Genomic DNA, 20,101 nt, shown 5'->3' on the forward strand with positions numbered 1-20,101 from the left:
TCCCTCCCTGGGGCGGAATCATCTCCCGCCCCAAACCCCGAGCGTTCGAGAAAGAGCCATGACTGATTCCAAACAGGTTGACCTCAACTTTTCCCTGAGCGGCAAGGTCGCTCTGGTTACGGGCGGCGCATCCGGCATCGGCAGCGCCATCGCATCCGCCATGGCTGCCAAGGGCGCCGTCCTTGCCGTCGTCGATATCAATGAATCGGTGGCGCGGGCCAAGGCCGAAGAGCTTGGCAATGGCGCGAAGTCCTTCGTCTGCGATGTGTCGGATCCGCAATCGGTCGAAAAGGTGGTTGCCGGCGTCGAGGCTGCGTTCGGCAGCATCGACATCACGGTCAACAGCGCCGGCGTCGTCATGCTCGCTCCGGCTGAAGAGCTTAGCCTCGATGCCTGGGACAAGACGATCGCGATCAATCTCAAGGGCACGTTCCTGATCTCCCAGGCCGCGGGCCGCGCCATGATCAGGGCGGGCAAGGGCGGCAAGATCATCAATATGGCGTCGCAGGCAGGTACCGTCGCCATTGATCAGCATGTCGCCTACTGCGCCTCGAAATTCGGCGTTATCGGCCTTTCCAAGACGCTCGCCGCCGAATGGGGCAAGCATGGTATCACCGTCAATACGATCTCTCCGACCGTCGTCCTGACCGACCTTGGCAGGAAGGCCTGGGACGGCCCGCGCGGCGAGGCGCTGAAGCAGCGTATTCCGTCCGGCCGTTTCGCGTTTCCCGAAGAGATTGCGGCGGCTGCGGTGTTCCTGGCTTCAAACGGTGCCGATATGATTAACGGCGCGGACCTTCTGGTCGACGGCGGCTACACCATTATCTGACGCGCGGGAGATAGGAACTATTATGCAGCGGTTTATCAACAATCCGGATGAGGTCGTCGAGGATACCGTCAAGGGCTTCGTCAAGGCCCATGCCGATATCGTCAGGCTATCGGCACAAAATCCCCGTGTCGTCGCGGCCCGTCATGCGCCGGTCTCCGGCAAGGTGGGCGTCATCACCGGCGGCGGCTCGGGTCATGAGCCGGCCTTCATCGGCTATACCGGCCGCAACATGCTGGATGCCGTCGCCATCGGAGAGCTTTTCTCCTCGCCAACCGCAAAGAGCTTCCTTGATGCGGCGCGTGAAGCCAATGGCGGCAAAGGGGTTGTCTGCCTCTACGGCAATTATGCCGGCGACAACATGAACGTGAAGATGGCGATCAAGCTGGCGGCGAAGGAAGGCATCGAGATCGCCACCGTCGTCGCCAATGACGACGTGTGTTCCGCAGGCCCCGAGGAGCGCGAAAAGCGCCGCGGCGTTGCCGGCGAGATCTTCATGTGGAAGTGCGGCGCGGCAAGGGCCGCCGAAGGCGCAAGCCTCGAAGAGGTCCGCGCGACGGCGCAGAAGGCGATCGACAATTGCCGTTCGATCGGCGTCGGTCTCGGCCCCTGTACGCTGCCGTCGGTCGGCCATCCGAACTTCACCATCGAACCCGGCACGATGGAGGTCGGCATCGGCCACCATGGCGAGCCCGGCGTGCGCGTCGAGCCGCTGAAATCGGCCAAGAAGGTTGCCGAGGAGATGGCGAAGATCGTGCTCGATGATCACCAGCTTGCTTCCGGGACCGAAGTTGCGGTGATCGTCTCGGGTCTCGGTGCCACGCCGCTCAACGAACTCTATATCCTCCACGACACGATCGAATCCGAGATTGCCGCACGCGGGCTGAAGATCCACAAAGTCTATATCGGCAACTATTTTACATCGCTGGAAATGGTCGGCGCGACGCTGACCGTCATGGCGCTGGACGACGAGCTGAAGCGGCTGCTGGATGTCGATGTCCAGTGCCCGGCGATGCTTTGAGGGGAGGTAGGCGAATGCAGCAATTCCAGAACGCCAAATCGGGCGATATCGTTCTGTCGCTGGCAGACCGGATCATCGAAAACCGCGCCTATCTGAGCGAAATCGACGGCAAGATCGGTGACGGCGACCACGGCGTCAACATGGCCAAGGGTTTCGGCATGGCGGCCGAGCGGATCAAGGGCGCGGACATGTCACTGGCGGAAGCGCTCGACACGCTCGGCACGGTGCTGATGACGGAGATCGGCGGTTCGATGGGGCCGCTCTACGGCGTGATGTTCACGCAGTTCGCCGAAACGATCGAAAAGTCCGATCGCATCGATGCGGCGACTTTCAGCACCATGCTGCACAACGGGCTCGACGGCATTCAGGCGATCGGCTCGGCCAAGGTTGGCGACAAGACCCTGCTCGACACGCTGGTGCCGGCGATTGACGCATTCGATACGGCTGTCGCCGGCGGCAAATCCTTCGGCGAGGCGCTTCAGGCGCTGGTCGCGGCTGCCGAGGCCGGACGGGACAGCACGCGTGATCTCGTCGCCAAGATCGGTCGGGCAAGCCGGCTCGGCGAACGTTCGCTCGGCGTGCTCGATGCCGGCGCGACGTCTTGCGCGCTGATCCTGAAGTCGCTGGCGGGCGGCGTGGAAACCAGGCTTCAGCCCGCCTGACAGATCGGGCTTTGGTGAGAGCCCGCGATCCTCCCTTGCCGCACCTCCCGGCCGCTTCGGCGGCCGGGAACAATCGGGCGGAGGCACGTTGAAAACCGCGGCTTTTGCGCTCATCTTCGCCGTCGATCGCAGACGAGGAGAAACCAGGCAGGATGACGGCTAAGACATCATCGGCACGAAAGAACAACACGGCGGATATCGCGGCCGAGCCCATCCCGCTGCGCTATGGTGACGACCCCTATGTCTGGGCCTGCTGGCTCTATTATGAAGACGGCATGACCCAGGGCGATATCGCGGAAACCATGGGCATTTCGCGCGCGACGGTAAACAGCTATCTCGCCGATGCCCGCGCCCGCGGCATCGTCAATATCTCGATCGAACCATCGCGCCTGAGTTCGTTGACCATCGCGCAGGAGCTGAAGCGGCATTTCGGCCTGCACGACTGTCTTGTCGTGCCGAGCGACGACAATGCCCGACCGCTGATCGAACGGCTCGGCGCAGCCGGTGCCCAGGCGCTGCAGAAGCTCCTGAAATCGGGCGATACGCTGGCGGTTGTCTGGGGTCGCACCATCATGGCGGTCGGCGAGCAGGCCGCCATTCCGGGACTGCAGGACATGACCGTCGTGCAGGCGACGGGGGGCACGAGCGCGACGTTCGCCTATACGCCGGAACTTTGTGCCGCGGCTTTTGCCGATGCGGTCGACGGCCGGCTGATCAACATTGCGGCGCCCGCCATTGTATCCAGCGCCGAAGTGCGTGATCTGCTGATGCGCGAACCGCTGATCGATCGCCAGTTCGAAGCGCTTTCGCGGGCAAACAGAGTGGTTTTCGGCATCGCCTCCATGCGCCCCAATTCCACCATCCACACCAGCGGCTTTTTCGATTCCGTGTCGCTGCAGGATTATCTCGCCAAGGACGCGACCGGTGTCGTGGCCGGCCGCTTCATCGACGGCCATGGCCGTCCGGTGGCCGGTCCGCTGGACGATCGCACCATCGGCATGTCGCTCGATCTCCTGAAGAAGATCAACATGCGCATTGCCGTTGCCGGCGGCTTCGACAAGGTGCCGGCCATTCTCGCCGCACTGCGTGGCGGCTACGTCAATGTGCTCATCACGGACGCCGCCACCGGCCGCGGCATTCTCAATGCCGATGGCGTCACGGAGTTCGCGCAAAAGCTCTCCCAGCGGCCGCGCGTGGAAAGCGAGATTGCGGCGCCGTCGAACAGCGCCCGCACGCATATCAAGAAGTTCCTGAACAATCCTGACGATGTCGTCGAGGAAATGCTCGAGGGTGTCGTCAAGGCGCATGCGAATTACCTTCGTCCGGTCGACAGTTCCAACCGCGCGCTTGTTGCCCGCTCAGGCCCGCGGCCCGGCAAGGTCGGTCTGGTCGTCGGCGGTGGTACCGGCCATGAGCCGGCCTTCCTCGGTTATGTGGGCAAGGGGCTGGCGGACGCGGTCGCGGTCGGCAACATCTTTTCCTCCCCGCCTCCCGGGCCGATCCTGCAATGCGCCAAGGCGGCATCGGGCGGCGAGGGCGTGCTCTTCGTCTATGGCAACTACGCCGGCGACGTCATGAACTTCGAGATGGCTGCGGAAATGGCCGCCGAGGACAATATCGAGGTCCGCACGGTGGTGACGACCGACGATATTTCCTCCTCGCCCTTGGAGGATCGGGACGGCCGGCGCGGCGTTGCCGGCAATTTCTTCATCTTCAAGATTGCCGGGGCGGCCTGCGATCGCGGCCTGACGCTGGATGCTTGCGAGGCGGCAACGCGAAAAGCCAATGCCCGCACCTTCACGATGGGGGTGGCGCTCGAGCCCTGCTCCCTTCCGCAGACCCGCCGCCACAATTTCGAGATCGGTCCCGACGATATCGAAATCGGCATGGGCATCCACGGCGAACCGGGTGTGATGCGCGAGAAGATGATGAGCGCCGATGCCGTGGTCGATGTCGTCATGGACCGGATATTCTCGGAGATGAAGGCCGCGGCGGGGGATCGCGTCGCCGTTCTCGTCAACTCTTTCGGCGGTACGCCGCTGATGGAACTCTATATTCTCTACCGGCGGGTGGAGCAGCGCCTGAGCGCCAAGGGCATCAGGATCGAAGCGAACTGGGTGGGGCATTATTGCACATCGCTTGATATGGTCGGCGCATCCATATCGATACTGCATCTCGATCAGGAACTGACGGATCTGCTGCATCACCCCTGCGACACGGCGTTTCTGAGGGTCGTGAACTGAAAAGCAAGAAGGCATCCCACTGGCTGGGCTGCATGATTTGGGAGGATACGCATGTCGGCAAACGCGGCCCGCCGCCTCAGCAGGATGTTTCACCGGATATCGGTGGCGATTTCGGCCGAGAAGGATCATCTTTCCGATCTGGATGGCGCGATCGGTGATGCCGATCACGGCATCACCATGTCGCTCGGCTTTCAGGCCGTGAACGGCGAGCTGGCCAAGCATGACCTCGATGCGATGCTGCCGTCGGAGGTTTTTTCGCTGGCTGCATCGGCCTTCCTCGACGCCGTCGGAGCATCGACCGGTCCGCTCTATGCCACTGCTTTTCGCAAGGCAGCGCAGACGCTGAAGCAGGATGAGACGCTTTCGATCGCCGCTCAGGCCGCGCTGGTCGAGGCGATGACATCAGGCATCAGAGACCGCGGCAAGGGGCAGCGGGGCGACAAGACCATGCTCGACGCCTGGATCCCGGCAACCGAAGCGGCAGCTGCCGCGCGTGACCGACAGGCCGGCGTCTCGGATATGTGGAACGACATTCTGGAGGCAGCCGACGCCGGCGCGCGCTCGACCCGTTCGATGGTGGCCACCCGCGGGCGTGCAGCCCGACTGGGCGAACGGTCCCTTGGCCACATCGATCCGGGCGCGGCATCGGCCGTCGTGATCATCAAGGCGATGAAGGAGACGTTCACGGAAAACGAGCCGGCGGAGTGATCCGCCGGCCAAGGAATGCTCAGCCGAACGTGAAGGCATAGGCCCGGACGCCGGGATCGAGGAAGCGGATCTCGAACTCGTGCGTTTCCACGGTACTGGACTGGCGCATCAGCTGGTAGAGCCTGGTCGATGTCACCGTGCCGTTCCCCTCGGCGTCGATATCGCTGCCACGATCGGCGCCCGGCATCTTGCCGTCGAGCAGCACCTGGAAGCGGACCGGTTTGCCGTCAGCGCCCGGGCCAAGGACAAGATGCAGGTCGCGCGCGCTGAACCGATAGGCAAGGCCGCCGCCTGCCTGATTGAGGACCGCCTCTTCGGCCCCGACTGTCCAGTTGCCCGAAAGACCCCACTGATTGAGACCGGGCTGACGGACCGAATAGTCCCTGGGGGCATCGGCGCGCATGCTCTCGCTGGAGGCAAAACTCGTGGCCTGCCGATAGCCGATATAGGTTTCGCCGGAACCGAGGTGCTTCAGGTCGGGCGCGGCTTCCGCGCCCTTCGCATCCGGCGTCACCAATGCGCTTGCCGCCGTGTCGCCGCCAGCTTCGTGCAGCAGATCCTGGATCGCCTGTTCGGTCTGGCCGTAGTTACCTTCGCCGAAATGGTGATAACGGATATGGCCCCTGGCATCGATCAGGTAGTGGGCCGGCCAATAGCTGTTATCGAAGGCGCGCCAGATCCTGTAGTCGTTGTCGATGGCGACGGGATAGCCGATCTTGAAGTCGCCGACGGCCCTTTTGACATTGTCGATCTTCTTCTCGAAGGCGAATTCCGGAGCGTGCACGCCGATGACGACCAGACCCCGGTCCCGGTACTTCTCGGCCCATGCGCGGACATAGGGCGTGGTGCGAACGCAGTTGATGCAGGAATAGGTCCAGAAATCGACGAGCACGACCTTGCCGCGGAGTTGCTCCGACGTCAGCGGCGGTGAGTTCAGCCATGCGACCGCGCCATCGAGCGACGGCGCGCGGCCTTCGATGGGCAAATCGCTGTGGAACGGCCTTGTCGCATCCGCAAGACCGATCGCCTTGTCGTTGCTTGCAATTTCAGGGGCCAGGCCGTCGGTTGGCTTGACATTCAACCTGTCGAGCACAGCCTGTTCGAGGGATGTGGTACTGGCATAGGAAAGCTGGGAAAGCAGGCCGGCATCGAGGCCGAGTGCGATGACGGCGACGCCCGCAAGCACGGCGCCACCCAGACCCTGGCGAATGCGCTCGCTGACGCCGAGCGATTTCTTCATGCCGGCAAGGGCCTTCCCGCCGACGCAAAGTGCCACAGCCAGCGAAGTGGCTGCTCCGGCGGCATAGGCGAGCAGCAGCAAAGTCGTCTGCAGGTTGGCGCCCTGCAATGCGGCACCGGTCAGCACCAGGCCGAGGATGGGTCCTGCGCAGGGCGCCCAAAGCAGGCCGGTTGCGACACCGAGAACGAGTGCGCCCGCAGCGGTCGGCGCAGCACCGGTCCTGCCGGACGCGTTCAGCAGGCGATTGCCGAAATCGACGAGCGGCTGGGTGATGAAACTCGCAACACGCGGCGAAATCAGGCTGATGCCGAAGATCACAAGCAAAAACAGCGCGGCAAGACGGCCATATTCGTTGGCATTGATCACCCAGCTTCCGCCAACGGCGGCAAGGGTTGCCACCAGCGCGAAAGTGGCGGCCATGCCGATCAGCATAGGCAGCGTGCCGCGCAAGAACGGCTGTCCGGCGCGGGCAAAGACGAAGGGCAGGATGGGGAGGATGCAGGGGCTGACTATGGTCAGCGCCCCTCCGAGATAGGCAATGACAAGAAGCGTCATCATCGTTTCCTTTGAAACCGGTGATCGGGTTGTCGGCGGCGATGCGGCTCGACCAGCTACGGTGCCAATCTGGTCGAGGCGATGTATCCCCGATGTGTCCGGCCTCGTGGCGAAATGTACCAAAGTGTAGGAGGCGCGCTTGTCGCGGCTGCGCTATCCTGTTCCGGTTGTTGGCTCCGGCCGCGGCCTCTTGCTGCTGTCGGCAGCGCGGGAGGTTGCCATGACGGTCGGGCCCGAGAGGATTAAGACCAAGCGAATCTATGAACCCAAGGCAGATGCGGATGGCGCGCGCCTTCTGGTCGATCGAATCTGGCCCCGCGGCGTGAGCAAGGAGCATGCCGCGCTCGATGCCTGGCTAAAGGATGTCGCGCCGAGCAACGAGCTGCGCCACTGGTTCAACCACGAGCCGAAGCGTTGGGAAGAGTTCTGCCGGCGCTACACGTCCGAGCTTCAGCAGAAGGGGGAAGAGGTGAGCCAGGTGCTCGATTTCGCAATGAAGGGCAACGTCACGCTGCTCTATGCCGCCAGCGATGACGAACACAATAACGCCGTCGCGCTACGAGCTTTCCTCATCCAATGCATCCTCGGGTGAAGAGGCAGCCAATTGTATCCGAATGTATCGGCAAGGCCGGATCCTACATTGGCATGCAATAGAAGCAGGCGCCCGAAACATCGGTGATACATGCAGGCTGTTTTCTCCCCGCCATCAACTCGAAACGGAGAGAGCCAATGTCCAGCCAAATCAATCTTCAGCGGCGTCGTTTTCTGGGTGTCGCCGCAGTGACCATGGCGGCGGCCGAATTCGGCCTTGCCAGCAGCGCGGCCGCGCAATCGCAGGCGGGCGTGCCGACCGTCAAGGCCGGCTCGCACACGTCCTTTGCGTCGCTGAAGCGGGTCGAGGCAGGCGTGCTCAATGTCGGCTATGCCGAAACCGGTCCGGCAAATGGGCCGGCCGTGCTTCTGCTCCATGGCTGGCCCTATGATATCTACAGTTTCGTCGATGTGGCGCCGGTCCTTGCAGATGCCGGCTATCGGGTGCTGATCCCCTACCTGCGCGGCTATGGCGCGACAGAATTCCTGTCCGCCGATACGCCGCGCAACGGCCAGCAGGCCGCAATCGCTTCGGACATTATCGCCTTTATGGATGCGCTGAAAATTGAGCGGGCCATCATCGGCGGTTACGATTGGGGCGGTCGCACCGCCGATATCCTGGCCGCTGTCTGGCCGGAGCGCTGCAAGGCGCTGGTGGCCGTCAGCGGTTATCTGATCGGCAGCCAGGAGGCCAACAGGAAGCCGCTTTCGCCGCAGGCCGAGCTTTCCTGGTGGTATCAGTTCTACTTCGCCACCGAGCGCGGTCGCGAGGGTTACGAGGCCAACCGGCACGATTTCGCCAAGCTGATCTGGAAGCTCGCTTCGCCGCAATGGAACTTCGACGACGCAACCTTCGACCGTTCCGCCAAGGCATTCGAAAACCCAGACCATGTCGCCATCACCATTCACAATTACCGCTGGCGCCTTGGCCTCGTCGACGGCGAGCGCCAGTATGACGAGCTTGAGAAGAAGCTGGCTGCCTTCCCCGTGATCACCGTGCCGACCATCACCATGGAGGGTGACGCCAACGGCGCGCCGCATCCGGAACCTTCGGCCTATGCCAGAAAGTTTACCGGCAGGTACGAGCATCGCACCATCACTGGCGGCATCGGTCACAACCTGCCGCAAGAAGCGCCGCAGGCCTTTGCCCAGGCAATTCTGGATGTCGATCGCTTCTGAAACCTGCCATGGCGGCGGCGAACGCACTTGCCTGTATCGCGGCCGCCGATTCAGAGTCAAAAGAGAGAATGGCGACGATGCCTTGCGCCTGACCGACAGAGGATACGGACGTCCTGACATGGAGCATATCGACCATATTCTGATCGTCGACGACGATCGTGAAATCCGCGAACTGGTTTCGAGCTATCTGAAGAAGAATGGCCTTCGTACGAGCGTTGCCGCCGATGGCCGCCAGATGCGCAGTTTTCTCGAAGGCAACACGGTCGATCTCATCGTGCTCGATCTCATGATGCCCGGCGATGACGGGCTTGTGCTCACCCGCGAATTGCGGGCCGGTAAACACAAGGCGACGCCGATCCTGATGCTGACGGCCCGCAGCGACGAGATGGACCGTATCATCGGGCTGGAAATGGGCGCCGACGACTATCTGCCGAAGCCCTTTGCCGCGCGCGAATTGCTCGCACGCATCAAGGCTGTTCTGCGCCGAACCCGCGCCCTGCCGCCCAACCTGCAGATTTCAGAAGCCGGACAGTGGCTTCGTTTCGGCGACTGGCGCCTCGATACGGTCGGCCGGCATCTTCTCGACAAGCAGGGTACGGAAATTGCTTTGAGCGGCGCCGAATATCGGCTGCTGCGCGTCTTCATCGATCATCCGCAGCGGGTCCTCAACCGCGACCAGCTCCTGAACCTGACCCAGGGCCGGGACGCGGACCTCTTCGACCGCTCCATCGACCTGCTTGTCAGCCGCGTTCGCCAACGGCTCGGCGACGATGCCCGCGAACCGACTTACATCAAGACGGTGCGCAGCGAAGGATACGTCTTTTCCGTTCCGGTGGAGATTGAAGAGGCAAGGTCATGAATCTCGCCGCCGCTCTTCGTTCGGGCTTTTGGCCGAGCACGCTGCGGGCCCGGCTTTTCCTTATTCTGCTGCTGGGTCTGGCGGTTGCCTACGGTCTGTCCTTCACGGTCCTCTTCGTCGAGCGTTCCATGTCGGCTACGGCCGTCATGCTCGGCACGCTGGAAAGCGACGTCGCAACGTCGATCGCCGTTCTCGACCGCCTGCCGGCGGATCAGCGCAGCGGCCTGCTCGATCGCCTGAGCCGCGGCAACTACCGTTTCGTGCTTGGGCCGGGCCTGCCCGGTGTCCCAGACAATTCCGCCAAGGGCAGGGAAATCGGCAGCAGGATCGAAGAGGCGGTGGGCGGCGCATACCCGATCCGTCTGGAATCCATTCCGGGCAATATCAGCCGCCTGCAGGCGCACCTGACGCTGAGCGACGGGAGCCCCTTGACGATCGACATCACACCGCGCCCGCCCATGCCGATAGCGGCATGGCTGCCCTATGTGCTCGCCGTCCAGATGCTGCTCCTCGTGCTTTGCACCTGGTTTGCCGTGCGCCAGGCGATCCGCCCGCTTGGTGCATTGGCGGCTGCCGCCGACGCGCTCGACCCCAACAGGAAAGGCCCGCCGCTCAGCGAGCGCGGGCCAAGCGAGGTGGCGCATGCGGCGCGCGCCTTCAACGCCATGCGCGAACGGATTGCCCACTATCTCGAGGAGCGGGTGCAGATCCTTGCGGCAATCTCGCATGATCTGCAGACACCGATCACGCGCATGCGGCTGCGCGCCGATATGGCCGACGATTCTCCCGAAAAGGACAAGCTGGTGCGTGATCTCGGGGAGATCGAGCGGCTTGTGCAGGACGGTATCGCTTATGCTCGCAGCGCCCATGGCAACGGCGAGAAATTTTCCCGCATCGATCTCTCGTCCTTCATCGACAGTATCGCCTACGACTATCAGGACATGGACAAGGCCGTCAGCGTGGCCGGCCTCGTGCAGGGCGTCGCATCGACGAAACCGCACGCCCTGCGCCGCATCCTGACCAATTTCATCGACAACGCGCTGAAATTTGCGGGGCGCGCCGAAATCGGCGTCGAGCGAAAAGATGACGGCGCGATCGCCATTACGGTGATGGATCGCGGCCCCGGCATTCCCGATGCCATGCTGGAGGCGGCAATGCAGCCCTTCTTCCGGCTGGAGCAGTCGCGCAACCGCGAGACGGGGGGGGCCGGTCTCGGTCTCGCCATCGCCCAGCAGCTGGCGGCCGCAATTGGCGGTTCGGTGCGGCTCTACAATCGCGAGGGCGGCGGTCTGGCCGCAGAAGTCACAATTCGCGCCAGCTGATCTTGGCCCTGTCTTTGTGTGCGAGAATGTCCGGTTAAGCTGGCGCTACGTTTTGATACAGTTCGGCCGAATTTGGAAACATGGGGGATACGTCATCAGGGCAAAACCGCTCCGTCATCAGATGTCGCAGGTCGCGACACCAAAGCAAGGAGTGCTCTCATGACCACGATTGAAAAGGTTCTTTACACCGGCAAGACCCGCACGACAGGCGGCCGCGACGGATCGGCCCGCAGCAGCGATGCGCAGCTCGACATCAAGCTTTCGCCTCCGGGCAGCGCCCATGCCGGCACCAATCCGGAACAGCTCTTCGCAGCCGGCTGGTCGGCCTGCTTCATCGGTGCGATGGGCCTGGCCGCCGGCAAGCGAAAGCTCAGGCTTCCCGGTGAAACCGTCGTCGATGCGGAAGTCGATCTCGGCGTGACGGGCGACGCCTATTTCCTGCAAGCACGCCTCCACATCAGCTTGCCGGGCCTTGAGCCCGAGATCGCCCGCGCGCTTGTCGAGGAAGCGCACCAGACCTGCCCTTACTCGAAGGCAACGCGCGGCAACATCAATGTCGAACTGAACCTTGTCCAGGTCGGGGAGGCATAGCCTGGCAGGGTCCAAGGAGCTTCGATGAAACGGATCATCATCATCATTCTGGGGGCGGCAGTCTTTGCAGCTCCATGCGTCTATGACGTATTCTCCGACGAACCATCGGCGCTGTCTGGTTTGCTTGATGCGGCCTCCGGAATACCGGAAGCCCTGTAGGCGAGCGCCGCCCGATATCGTCGAAGACAAGGTTCAAGGCACCCGCCGGCAACGGGTGCCTTTGTTTTTGCGCGTGTTTTTCGCGATCCTCACGTCGGCTGCACTGCGTCAAGGCACAGGGCGGCCGGCCGATGTCTACGCCACCATGGAAAAGGCACATGAGGCGCTGGCTTTGTCGCACTACCCGAAGCTTCTTTTCGCCGGCGATCCGGGTGCGCTCATCCCGCCTGCCGTTGCCGAAGATTATGCGAGGCGCCTGCACGACTGCCGGCTGGTGAAGCTCGGGTCGGGCCTGCACTATCTGCAGGAAGACCATCCGGAGATCATCGGCGAGACGGTTGCCAAGTTCATCGCCGAGATCGAGGCGGAAAGTCTCGTCGCATGAGCTGACGTGGTTCGGTTCGATGGGAGAACGAAGGCGATCCTCGGCTTCGTTCTCGTTTTAACCGCCCAGGCTAAGCGATCGCTCAATGTGCCCTTCTCACCGGGCGAACAGTGCGTTGCTCGATCCGACCGGCGACGGAGAAGATCAGCACATCGACATCGGCATCGATCGTCGCGCCGTCCAGAAGCCGTATGACATCGTCTATTCCCGAAACCGGATGCCCGCCGATGGCGAGCAGATAATCGCCTTCGCGAAGGCCGGCACTGGCGGCGGGACCGCCATCTTCGATACGGCGCAGACGGACAGTCGTGCGCTGCGGCACACCGGCCTCGAGCGCGATGCGCCGATGCAGATCGACGGTATCGGCCGCAATACCGATATAGCCGCGCCTGACCTCGCCGAAGCGCAGGATCTCCGAGACCACATGCCTGGCGGTATTCGAGGCGACCGCAAAGGCGATGCTCTGCGCGCCCTGGATGACCGCGGTATTGACGCCGATTACCTCACCCGAAGACGAGACGAGCGGGCCGCCGGAATTGCCGGGATTGAGCGCCGCATCCGTCTGGATGATATCCTCCATCAGCCGGCCGCTCGCGGCGCGCATCGAGCGGCCGAGCGCGGAGACGACACCGGCAGTGACCGTCCATTCGAAGCCGAGCGGGTTGCCGATGGCGACTGCAATATGCCCGCGCTTCAGCTTCTTGGAATCGGCAAGCTGCGCCCAGGCGCCGGACCAGTCATTGGCGCGGATGAGGGCAAGGTCGGTGTCCTCGTCACGGCCGAGAACACGCCCCTCCACCACGGCACCGTCAGGTGTCTTGATGGTAACGGCCTTCGCATCGCCGACGACGTGATTGTTGGTAACGACAAGTCCGTCAGGCGAGATGGCAAAGCCGGAGCCGTGCCCCGCCCGTCCGCCGATGCGTTCGATGCGGCTGACTGCCGGGCCGACCGTATCGACGACGCCGGACACCGTTTCGGAATAGGCATCCAGCAGCCCGGCGTCCGACGACGGCTGAATGTCACGATCAATGAATCCCATGAAATCTCCTCCGACGCCGCGAGGCGTCGATGTTGAGGACCGGCAGCGACTGCTGATGGCAAAGGGCTGTCGTTCGACAGGTGAACAATGGAGAATATCAGGTGAGACTTGCGTGCCTGTCTTTCAAGGGCCGGCATGTTCTGCAGCTGCGAGGCGCTGGGCCGCGGCCTTACAGCCGGCCAGTGCCGCCGCGTCGGCATCGAGGCCGCGCACCATGGCATCGATGTAACCGCCGGCAAAATAGTCCCCGGCTCCCGTCGTGTCGCGCACGGGGGCGGTGGTTGGGACATCGACGATAATCTGATCCCGCCGGCTGACGATCTCGATGGGTTGCGTGCCGCTCGTCAGGACGAGTGTTTCGAGCCGCGGCCCGGCGACCTCGGCAGCTGCCTGCCAGGCCGTTCGTGCCGCGCCCTTCACGTCCGAGCGCGATGCGATCAGGACATTCGCCGGCCGGCGTTCGGCGAATAGCGGGTACTGTGAGACCACCTGATCGAAATCGTCCAGCCGCTTCAATGCGGCCTCGCTCATGCCGCGCGTGTTGAGATAGACAAGGGAGGCATCGACTTCTGGCAGAGCCTCGATGCCGGGCCTGCGGCGGCCGGCTGGCGCGATGATGGTGCGTTCCCCATGCGGATCGACAAGGATCTCCACCGATGGCGTGGTGCCGGGTACGAGGTTGACGAAATCGGTATTGAAGCCGCGCTGGCGGAGATCGTTCAGGTAGGTGCGGCCCTTGTCGTCATCGTAAAGGCTGGTGACGAGCGTCACCTCATGACCGAGGTCAAGCAGGACAATGCCGGTATTATAGCCGCCACCGCCGTAACGTTCCTCGATCGCCTGGCAGGAAAGCCTGCTGCCTGGCGCGACTGGCCGGTCGAGCCACCAGATCCGATCGACATTGGCGTTGCCGATCACCATTATCCTTGCCATTCAATTTCCCTTGCCACGCTCTTCCGTTGCCTAGCGCAGACTGTCGTTCTTGCCAATGATCCTGCCACGCAGCCAGGCGGAGGAAAGATCGATAGCATAAACGACGGCGACGATCAGGAAGATGATTGTCCATGCTTCCGGCCATCGATACGCGGCAATGCGATCTGCAAGCAGAAAGCCGATTCCGCCGGCGCCGACAATGCCGAGGATGGTACCGGAGCGGGTGTTGGATTCGAAATTGTAAAGCATGATCGACAGGATCACCGGCATGGCTTGCGGCAGGATGGCGAGCCGGATGGTCTGCAGCGGCCCGCCGCCCGATGCCAGAACACCATCGACGGGTTTGCGCGAAGTATTTTCGATTGCCTCCGAAAAGAGCTTGGCGAAAGTGCCGATTTCGGAAACGGCGATGGCGAAGACACCCGGAAGCGGGCCGAGCCCGAAGGCGCGGATGAAGATCAGCGCAAGCACGATCTGCTCGACGGCACGCAAGGCGTCGAAGCCACGCCGTGTGGAGAGACGCACCCAGCCGAGCGGCATGATGTTCTTCGCGCCGAGAAAGGCGAGCGGAAAGGCGACGAGAGCGCCAAGCAGCGTTCCGAGGAAGGCCATCGAAATTGTCTGTCCGAGGCCGACAAGCACGTCGCCCCATTCCTGCCAGGTCGTCCAGATGTAGGGCGGGAACATGAAGGAGAAGATCATGCCGAGCCGCGTCAAGCCGTTCAGGATGCGTGCAGGCGAGAAGTCGAAAAGGTAGAGGCCGGCAAGGAGCGGCAGGATAAGGGCAATGGCGCCGGCATAACGCATCATGCGCACGCGTGGCGGAACCGTAAACGCGCCGGGCACGCGCTGCCGCAGTTCGGATAGGGAGGAAATGTCGGTCATGGCTCAGATACTCGGGCTTTCGATGCCGATGATGCGGTGGCGCAGCATCTCGCTCAGGAAATCGATGACGACGACCGTAACGAGGATGATGACGAACAGCGCCGAAAGATCGGTATACTCCTGCAGCGACATGGCGGTGCGGATCTCCTGACCGAGGCCGCCGGCTCCGACATAACCGATGATCGAGGAGGAGCGCACGTTGATCTCGAAACGCAGCAGCGTGTAGCTGATGATGTTCGGGATCACCTGCGGCACGACGCCATAGCGCATCTGCTGGAACCAGGTGCCGCCGGAAGCCTTGACGCCTTCCAGCGGCCGCATGTCGATATTCTCGTTGACCTCGGAATAGAGTTTGCCGAGCGAACCCGTCGCGTGCGTCGCGATCGCCAGCACACCGGCAAGCGGTCCGACGCCAAAGCAGAAGACGTAGATCAACGCCCAGACGATATCGGGAACGGTGCGGATGACCTCCAGATAGCGGCGCGAGGCGATCAGCAGAAAACCGCTGGGGCTGAGGTTGCGGGCGGCAGGGAAACTCAGGATGAAGGCGCCGACGACGCCGAGAAGCGTCGCGACATAGGCGATCAGGATCGTTTCGCCGAGCAGTTCCAGCCAGACCGGCCAGCGCCAGAACCATTCGGCGAGATCGCCGCCGAGCGTTTCGAGGCGCAGATGCGGCAGCGTCTTGTAGAGATATTCGCCAAGGCGGGGCAGGGAGGCCCACAATTTCCACGTGGTGACGCGCTCGCCCGAGGGCAGGTTGACCTCGGTCATGTCGAAGAAACCGCCCGTCCAGGCCGTCAGCAGCACCGCGGCGGCAAAAAGCACGCCCGAAACGAGTTGCACGATCCTGGCGCGACTGCGGATGCGGCGGTATTCGGCCTCGAACTGGCGGACGGCGATGGAGGGCGATGCGGTCGTCATGTCTGGTCCCGGTCGTGGGAGCGCCTGATGGCGCGGCGCTCCCGTTGTCTGGCGTGGACGAAAAGTGTCAGCCGTTGCGGCGCTGCTTCTTCAGCCAGTCGCGCATGTCGACGATCCACTGGTAGCGCTGGTGATCGACATCGACATAGCCCTTGGAGGTGGAGTTGTCGCCGCCGCTCATTTCCTTGAAGGCTTCAGGTGCCTTTTCCGGCGTTGCCTTTACCGCTGCCTTGACCTCGGCGATCATGTCCGCCGGCAGGTTGGTGCGGGTGGTGAAGGGACCGTTGGTGATCTCGGGAGACTGCCAGATGCGGCAGATTTCGCCCTTCGGGATCATGCCCTTGGATTCCATGCGCTGCGGAATGCCGCTGATCTCGTTGTTGATGTAGGTCGCGGCAGCATCGAACTGTTTGTTGGCGACAGCCATGACGCCGGTTTCATGCGCACCGGAGAAGGGGATGGCCGAGAAAAAGGTCTTCGGATCGTAGCCCTGTTTGACCAGGTTATAATAGGGGACGGCATAGCCGGAGGTCGAATCCGGATCGGCGAAGGCGAGAACCTTGCCCTTGAGGTCGTCAACCGACTTGTAGCCGGAATCGCAGCGAACGGTGATGACGGAATAATAGCCCGTCGAACCGTCCTGTTCCTGGCCGGCGAGCAGCGGCTCGACGCCGCCATTGGTCTCGGTATAGGCCGCGGCATAGGCCGAGGAGCCGAGGAAGGCAAATTCGATCTGGTCGGAGGCGAGCGCCTGGATGACGCCGTCGTAATTGCCGGCCGTGAAGATCTCGACCTTCACGCCGAGTTCCTTTTCCAGATATTGCTGGAAACCGACGCGGCGCGCGATACGGTCCTTTTCGTTCTCGCCCGAGAGAACACCGAGGCGGATCGTCTTGTACTGATCTTTCCAACCGTCGGCATGGGCGGCCTGGCTGGAAAGGGCAAACGCAGCCGTCACGGCCGCAAGCATGAGGACGTTTTTCATTCCAACTCTCCTGTTGCAAAAATGCCCGTGGCCTGGCGGGGCCGCGGGTGAAACTCACACGGCCAGGTAGACCTTCTCTTTTGCGGTGCGACCTGTGTTGAATGAGGTGGATGTCACGGCCTCGTCGATCTCCGCGTCGAAATCGTCGGTGCCGTAGATTTCGCGGACCCGTTCCTGGGTCAGATCCGCCGGTGCGCCGTCAAAACGCACCCGCCCGGCCCGCATGGCGATGATGCGTTCGCAATAGTTGCGGGCAGTATCGAGCGTATGAAGATTGACGAGGACGGTAATGCCGTCCTCACGGTTGATCTTGCGCAGGGCCTCCATGACGCGCGTCGCATTGGCCGGGTCGAGCGAGGCGATCGGCTCGTCGGCAAGCATGATCTTCGGGTTCTGTACCAGGGCCTTGGCGATGGCGACACGCTGCTGCTGTCCGCCCGAGAGGGTGCCGGCCCGCTGCAGCGCTTGCGGCACGAGATCGAGCCGGTCGAGCGCGCGAATGGCCATGGCCTTTTCCTCATCCGTGAAGCGACGCAGCATGGAGGAGAAGAAGCCGTGCCGGGCGACGCGGCCGATCAGCACATTCGTCAGCACATCCATGCGTTCCACCAGATTGAACTGTTGAAACACCATGGCGCAGGAGGCGCGCCACAGACGCAGCTCGCGGCCGCGCAGCCGGGTAATGTCCTTGCCCTCGAACATGATCGTGCCGGATGTCGGCTCGAGCAGACGGTTGATCAGCCGCAGCAAGGTTGATTTGCCGGCGCCGCTGCGGCCGATGATGCCGACCATTTGCCCAGCAGCGATCGACAGATTTACGTCATCGACTGCGTGTGTTTGACCGAAATTCTTCTTCAGAGAGTGAAGTTCAAGCACCGGAAGACCTCCGCTTGCCAGAAGTGCCGAAGATGAAGCTGAATTATATTTAGGTATCATCCTGTAAATATAAAATAACACCTCACTGTGACAATTTTATTAAGTAATTCTCCAATATTTCCGGCAATTTGCGGCGCTTTTATCAAGTAATACATCCGGAATTTCCGGATGTATTTTGCCGGCGGGGCGTATCCCGCTTCTCTGCGCCAAATCGCTCATGCAGCCTGCTGGAATCGCCCGATGATCCCGTCGGAATAGACTTGCCTGCCTTGGCTGAACGTGGCTCGTACCCGCGGAACGCGCCCGCGCTCGGCTATCACGAGGTCGGCGCGCAGTCCGATCTCGATCGCGCCGCGGTCCGTAAGCCCGAGTGCGGCCGCCGGGTTGGCGCTCACCAGCGCCGCAGAAGCCGGCAATCCGCCGGGGCCAGCGTCCGCAAGCGCGATGATGGCCGGCAGCATGGCCGAAGGATGATAATCGCTGGCAAGAATATCGAGAACGCCGCGCTCGTAAGCTTCACGTGCGGAGAGATTGCCCGAATAGGACAGACCGCGAAGGGCATTCGGTGCGCCCATGGCGGTTGCCAGCCCGAATTTGCGCGCCTCCTGTGCGGCAGCCATCGTCACCGGAAACTCGCTGATGCGCGCGCCGAGCCCTTCGACGATGGCCACTTTCTCGACACTGTCGTCATCATGGGAGGCGATGATGACGCCATGGTCGCGGGCAGTCGCGGCAATGCCTTCAAGATTGTCGATCGCGTCATTGTTCTGGGCACGGTTCTCCATGCGTTCGCGAACGCGATGGGCAGCCTGCTCCAGCGTGATCTTGTTGTTGCGGGCGATGGTCTCGATATGCCGTTCGACGTCCCGGTACTGGCCCTGGCCCGGCGTGTGATCCATCAGCGAGACGAGATCCAGCGCGCCGGCCCGCAGCAAGTCTTCGATGACGGCGCGCGCATGGGTGAAGGTAATTTCGAACCGTGCATGAACCCTGTGATCGATCAGAAGATCGTTTTTCCGCAGTTCGACGAGCGTCTGGATGATCGAGCGCGAATGCTCCTCCGAGCGGATGTGGCCGTAGCTGCTGTTGGCATGAAAGGAGAGTGCCGCATAGGCGGTCGTGATACCGTTGCCGGCAAGCTTCTTGTCGAGCTCGAAAATGCCGAGTTCCAGCGGAAAGCGCACATTCGGACGCGGCTCGATCTCGCGCTCGATCATGTCGCCATGCATGTCGATGAAGCCCGGAAGCAGCAGTCTGCCGTCGCCGGAAATATCCGCCGCAGCGACGGGCGCCTCCCTGATCTCGGCGATCACGCCGTCTTCGATCCTGACGGCACCGCGCGATACGACCCTATCGCGCAGCACGATTTCGAAATCACTCAACCACATTCTCTGCTCCATCCTGGATCTGTCGGGTTTGAAGGCTGATTTCGCGGTCGATGAGATCCGCGACATCGTCGGGGTGATGAAAGACGCCGATCATTGCCACGCCTGCAGCCTTCAGTTCGGCAAGGCGGGCAACGAGCGCACGACGCGCATTCTTGTCCAGCGAGGCGGTCGGCTCGTCGAGGAAGAGAAGCCGCTGCGGCAGGATGAGGGCGCGCGCCAGATTGACCTTCTGCTGCTCGCCGCCGGAGAAGGTGGAAGGGTAGGCGGCCCAGAGCCCCGGCTTGACGCCGAAGGCGGAGAGCCAGCGGCGCGCCTCTTCGATCGCCTCGTCGTAGGGCCGGCCGGCAAGCCGCAGGGGCTCGGCGACCAGCTCCTCGGCCGCGACGCGCGGACGGGCCTGCAGGAACTGCGTCACGAAGCCAATCTCGCGCTTGCGCAGAAGGGCGATATCGACATCGGCTGCGACTGTCAGATCGATGACGCCTTCGCGCGTATGGTAATAGGCGTGGCCGGCGCGCGGTACGTAGGAGCGGTAGAGCGTACGCAGCAGTGTCGATTTGCCAGCGCCGTTTTCGCCCGTCAGCAGGATGAATTCACCTTCGCGCAGCTCGAAATCGACCTTGTCGAACGCGTAGAGCGTGCGTTTCAGGTGATGCATCTCGAAATGCTTGGCGAGGCCCTGAACGGAGAGGATCGTTTGTGCGGAAGCCGCAGGATGTGTGTGCAT

The 20,101-nt window shown here is 62.5% G+C and carries 21 protein-coding genes; 12 read left to right on the forward strand and 9 right to left on the reverse strand.

Going from position 1 to position 20,101, the window contains the following annotated elements; all coding sequences use genetic code 11:
* Positions 1–58 precede the first annotated feature (58 nt).
* The 5 genes from ACU8HS_RS27110 (at position 59) to dhaL (ACU8HS_RS27130) (ending at position 5,460) form a co-directional block, all read left to right on the forward strand.
* Complete coding sequence (locus ACU8HS_RS27110) at positions 59–829, forward strand: SDR family oxidoreductase (RefSeq protein WP_112570733.1); 771 nt, start codon at positions 59–61, stop codon at positions 827–829.
* A gap of 22 nt (positions 830–851) precedes the next feature.
* Positions 852–1,847, forward strand: a complete 996-nt coding sequence (locus ACU8HS_RS27115; RefSeq protein WP_112570731.1) for a dihydroxyacetone kinase subunit DhaK — start codon at positions 852–854, stop codon at positions 1,845–1,847.
* A gap of 14 nt (positions 1,848–1,861) precedes the next feature.
* Entirely contained in the window at positions 1,862–2,509 is a 648-nt protein-coding gene (gene dhaL, locus ACU8HS_RS27120) for a dihydroxyacetone kinase subunit DhaL (protein ID WP_112570729.1), read from the forward strand.
* Between the two features lie 152 nt (positions 2,510–2,661).
* Positions 2,662–4,752, forward strand: coding sequence for a bifunctional sugar-binding transcriptional regulator/dihydroxyacetone kinase subunit DhaK (locus ACU8HS_RS27125; protein ID WP_112570727.1), 2,091 nt, complete (start codon positions 2,662–2,664; stop codon positions 4,750–4,752).
* A 51-nt stretch (positions 4,753–4,803) separates the two neighbouring features.
* Positions 4,804–5,460 carry a dihydroxyacetone kinase subunit DhaL gene (gene dhaL / locus ACU8HS_RS27130; protein WP_112570725.1) on the forward strand — a complete coding sequence of 219 codons (657 nt, stop codon included), beginning with the start codon at positions 4,804–4,806 and terminating at the stop codon, positions 5,458–5,460.
* Positions 5,461–5,479: 19 nt separating this feature from the next.
* Here the strand turns inward: dhaL (ACU8HS_RS27130) and ACU8HS_RS27135 are convergent, their stop codons facing one another.
* Positions 5,480–7,255 carry a cytochrome c biogenesis protein DipZ gene (locus ACU8HS_RS27135; protein ID WP_162758079.1) on the reverse strand — a complete coding sequence of 592 codons (1,776 nt, stop codon included), beginning with the start codon at positions 7,253–7,255 and terminating at the stop codon, positions 5,480–5,482.
* 139 nt (positions 7,256–7,394) lie between these two features.
* Between ACU8HS_RS27135 and ACU8HS_RS27140 the strand changes: the two genes are divergently transcribed.
* From ACU8HS_RS27140 to ACU8HS_RS27170, 7 genes are all read left to right on the forward strand, one after another.
* On the forward strand, positions 7,395–7,847 hold the full coding sequence (locus ACU8HS_RS27140) for a DUF488 domain-containing protein (protein WP_447016106.1): 453 nt from the start codon (positions 7,395–7,397) through the stop codon (positions 7,845–7,847).
* A 137-nt stretch (positions 7,848–7,984) separates the two neighbouring features.
* Entirely contained in the window at positions 7,985–9,025 is a 1,041-nt protein-coding gene (locus ACU8HS_RS27145; RefSeq protein WP_447016107.1) for an alpha/beta fold hydrolase, read from the forward strand.
* A gap of 118 nt (positions 9,026–9,143) precedes the next feature.
* The gene (locus ACU8HS_RS27150) at positions 9,144–9,884 is read left to right on the forward strand and encodes a response regulator (protein ID WP_112570719.1); all 741 of its coding nucleotides are present in this window, start codon (positions 9,144–9,146) and stop codon (positions 9,882–9,884) included.
* A complete protein-coding gene (locus ACU8HS_RS27155; RefSeq protein WP_113414528.1) occupies positions 9,881–11,206 on the forward strand; it encodes an ATP-binding protein in 1,326 nt (441 codons plus the stop codon). Before ACU8HS_RS27150 ends, ACU8HS_RS27155 begins: the two co-directional genes overlap by 4 nt.
* A 159-nt stretch (positions 11,207–11,365) precedes the next feature.
* Positions 11,366–11,797, forward strand: coding sequence for an organic hydroperoxide resistance protein (locus tag ACU8HS_RS27160; protein WP_112704017.1), 432 nt, complete (start codon positions 11,366–11,368; stop codon positions 11,795–11,797).
* A 24-nt stretch (positions 11,798–11,821) separates the two neighbouring features.
* Positions 11,822–11,956 (forward strand): hypothetical protein, encoded by a 135-nt coding sequence (locus ACU8HS_RS27165; protein ID WP_377312750.1) that lies wholly within the window; start codon positions 11,822–11,824, stop codon positions 11,954–11,956.
* A gap of 145 nt (positions 11,957–12,101) precedes the next feature.
* Positions 12,102–12,341 carry a hypothetical protein gene (locus ACU8HS_RS27170; protein WP_447016108.1) on the forward strand — a complete coding sequence of 80 codons (240 nt, stop codon included), beginning with the start codon at positions 12,102–12,104 and terminating at the stop codon, positions 12,339–12,341.
* A gap of 82 nt (positions 12,342–12,423) precedes the next feature.
* Here the strand turns inward: ACU8HS_RS27170 and ACU8HS_RS27175 are convergent, their stop codons facing one another.
* The 8 genes from ACU8HS_RS27175 to ACU8HS_RS27210 form a co-directional block, all read right to left on the reverse strand.
* The gene (locus ACU8HS_RS27175; protein ID WP_447016109.1) at positions 12,424–13,383 is read right to left on the reverse strand and encodes a S1C family serine protease; all 960 of its coding nucleotides are present in this window, start codon (positions 13,381–13,383) and stop codon (positions 12,424–12,426) included.
* Between the two features lie 123 nt (positions 13,384–13,506).
* On the reverse strand, positions 13,507–14,316 hold the full coding sequence (locus ACU8HS_RS27180; protein WP_447016110.1) for a PfkB family carbohydrate kinase: 810 nt from the start codon (positions 14,314–14,316) through the stop codon (positions 13,507–13,509).
* Between the two features lie 30 nt (positions 14,317–14,346).
* Positions 14,347–15,201: a phosphonate ABC transporter, permease protein PhnE gene (gene phnE / locus ACU8HS_RS27185; RefSeq protein ID WP_113414524.1), complete on the reverse strand. Its 855-nt coding sequence runs from the start codon at positions 15,199–15,201 to the stop codon at positions 14,347–14,349.
* Positions 15,202–15,204: 3 nt separating this feature from the next.
* On the reverse strand, positions 15,205–16,125 hold the full coding sequence (gene phnE / locus ACU8HS_RS27190; protein WP_113414523.1) for a phosphonate ABC transporter, permease protein PhnE: 921 nt from the start codon (positions 16,123–16,125) through the stop codon (positions 15,205–15,207).
* A gap of 67 nt (positions 16,126–16,192) precedes the next feature.
* Positions 16,193–17,110 (reverse strand): phosphonate ABC transporter substrate-binding protein, encoded by a 918-nt coding sequence (gene phnD / locus ACU8HS_RS27195; RefSeq protein ID WP_377312760.1) that lies wholly within the window; start codon positions 17,108–17,110, stop codon positions 16,193–16,195.
* Positions 17,111–17,164: 54 nt separating this feature from the next.
* Positions 17,165–17,986: a phosphonate ABC transporter ATP-binding protein gene (gene phnC, locus ACU8HS_RS27200; RefSeq protein WP_112757492.1), complete on the reverse strand. Its 822-nt coding sequence runs from the start codon at positions 17,984–17,986 to the stop codon at positions 17,165–17,167.
* 215 nt (positions 17,987–18,201) lie between these two features.
* Complete coding sequence (locus ACU8HS_RS27205; RefSeq protein ID WP_447016111.1) at positions 18,202–19,374, reverse strand: alpha-D-ribose 1-methylphosphonate 5-triphosphate diphosphatase; 1,173 nt, start codon at positions 19,372–19,374, stop codon at positions 18,202–18,204.
* Positions 19,361–20,101, reverse strand: a complete 741-nt coding sequence (locus tag ACU8HS_RS27210) for a phosphonate C-P lyase system protein PhnL (protein ID WP_447016474.1) — start codon at positions 20,099–20,101, stop codon at positions 19,361–19,363. Before ACU8HS_RS27210 ends, ACU8HS_RS27205 begins: the two co-directional genes overlap by 14 nt.

This window comes from Rhizobium sp. KDH_Rht_773_N (genome assembly GCF_052946295.1).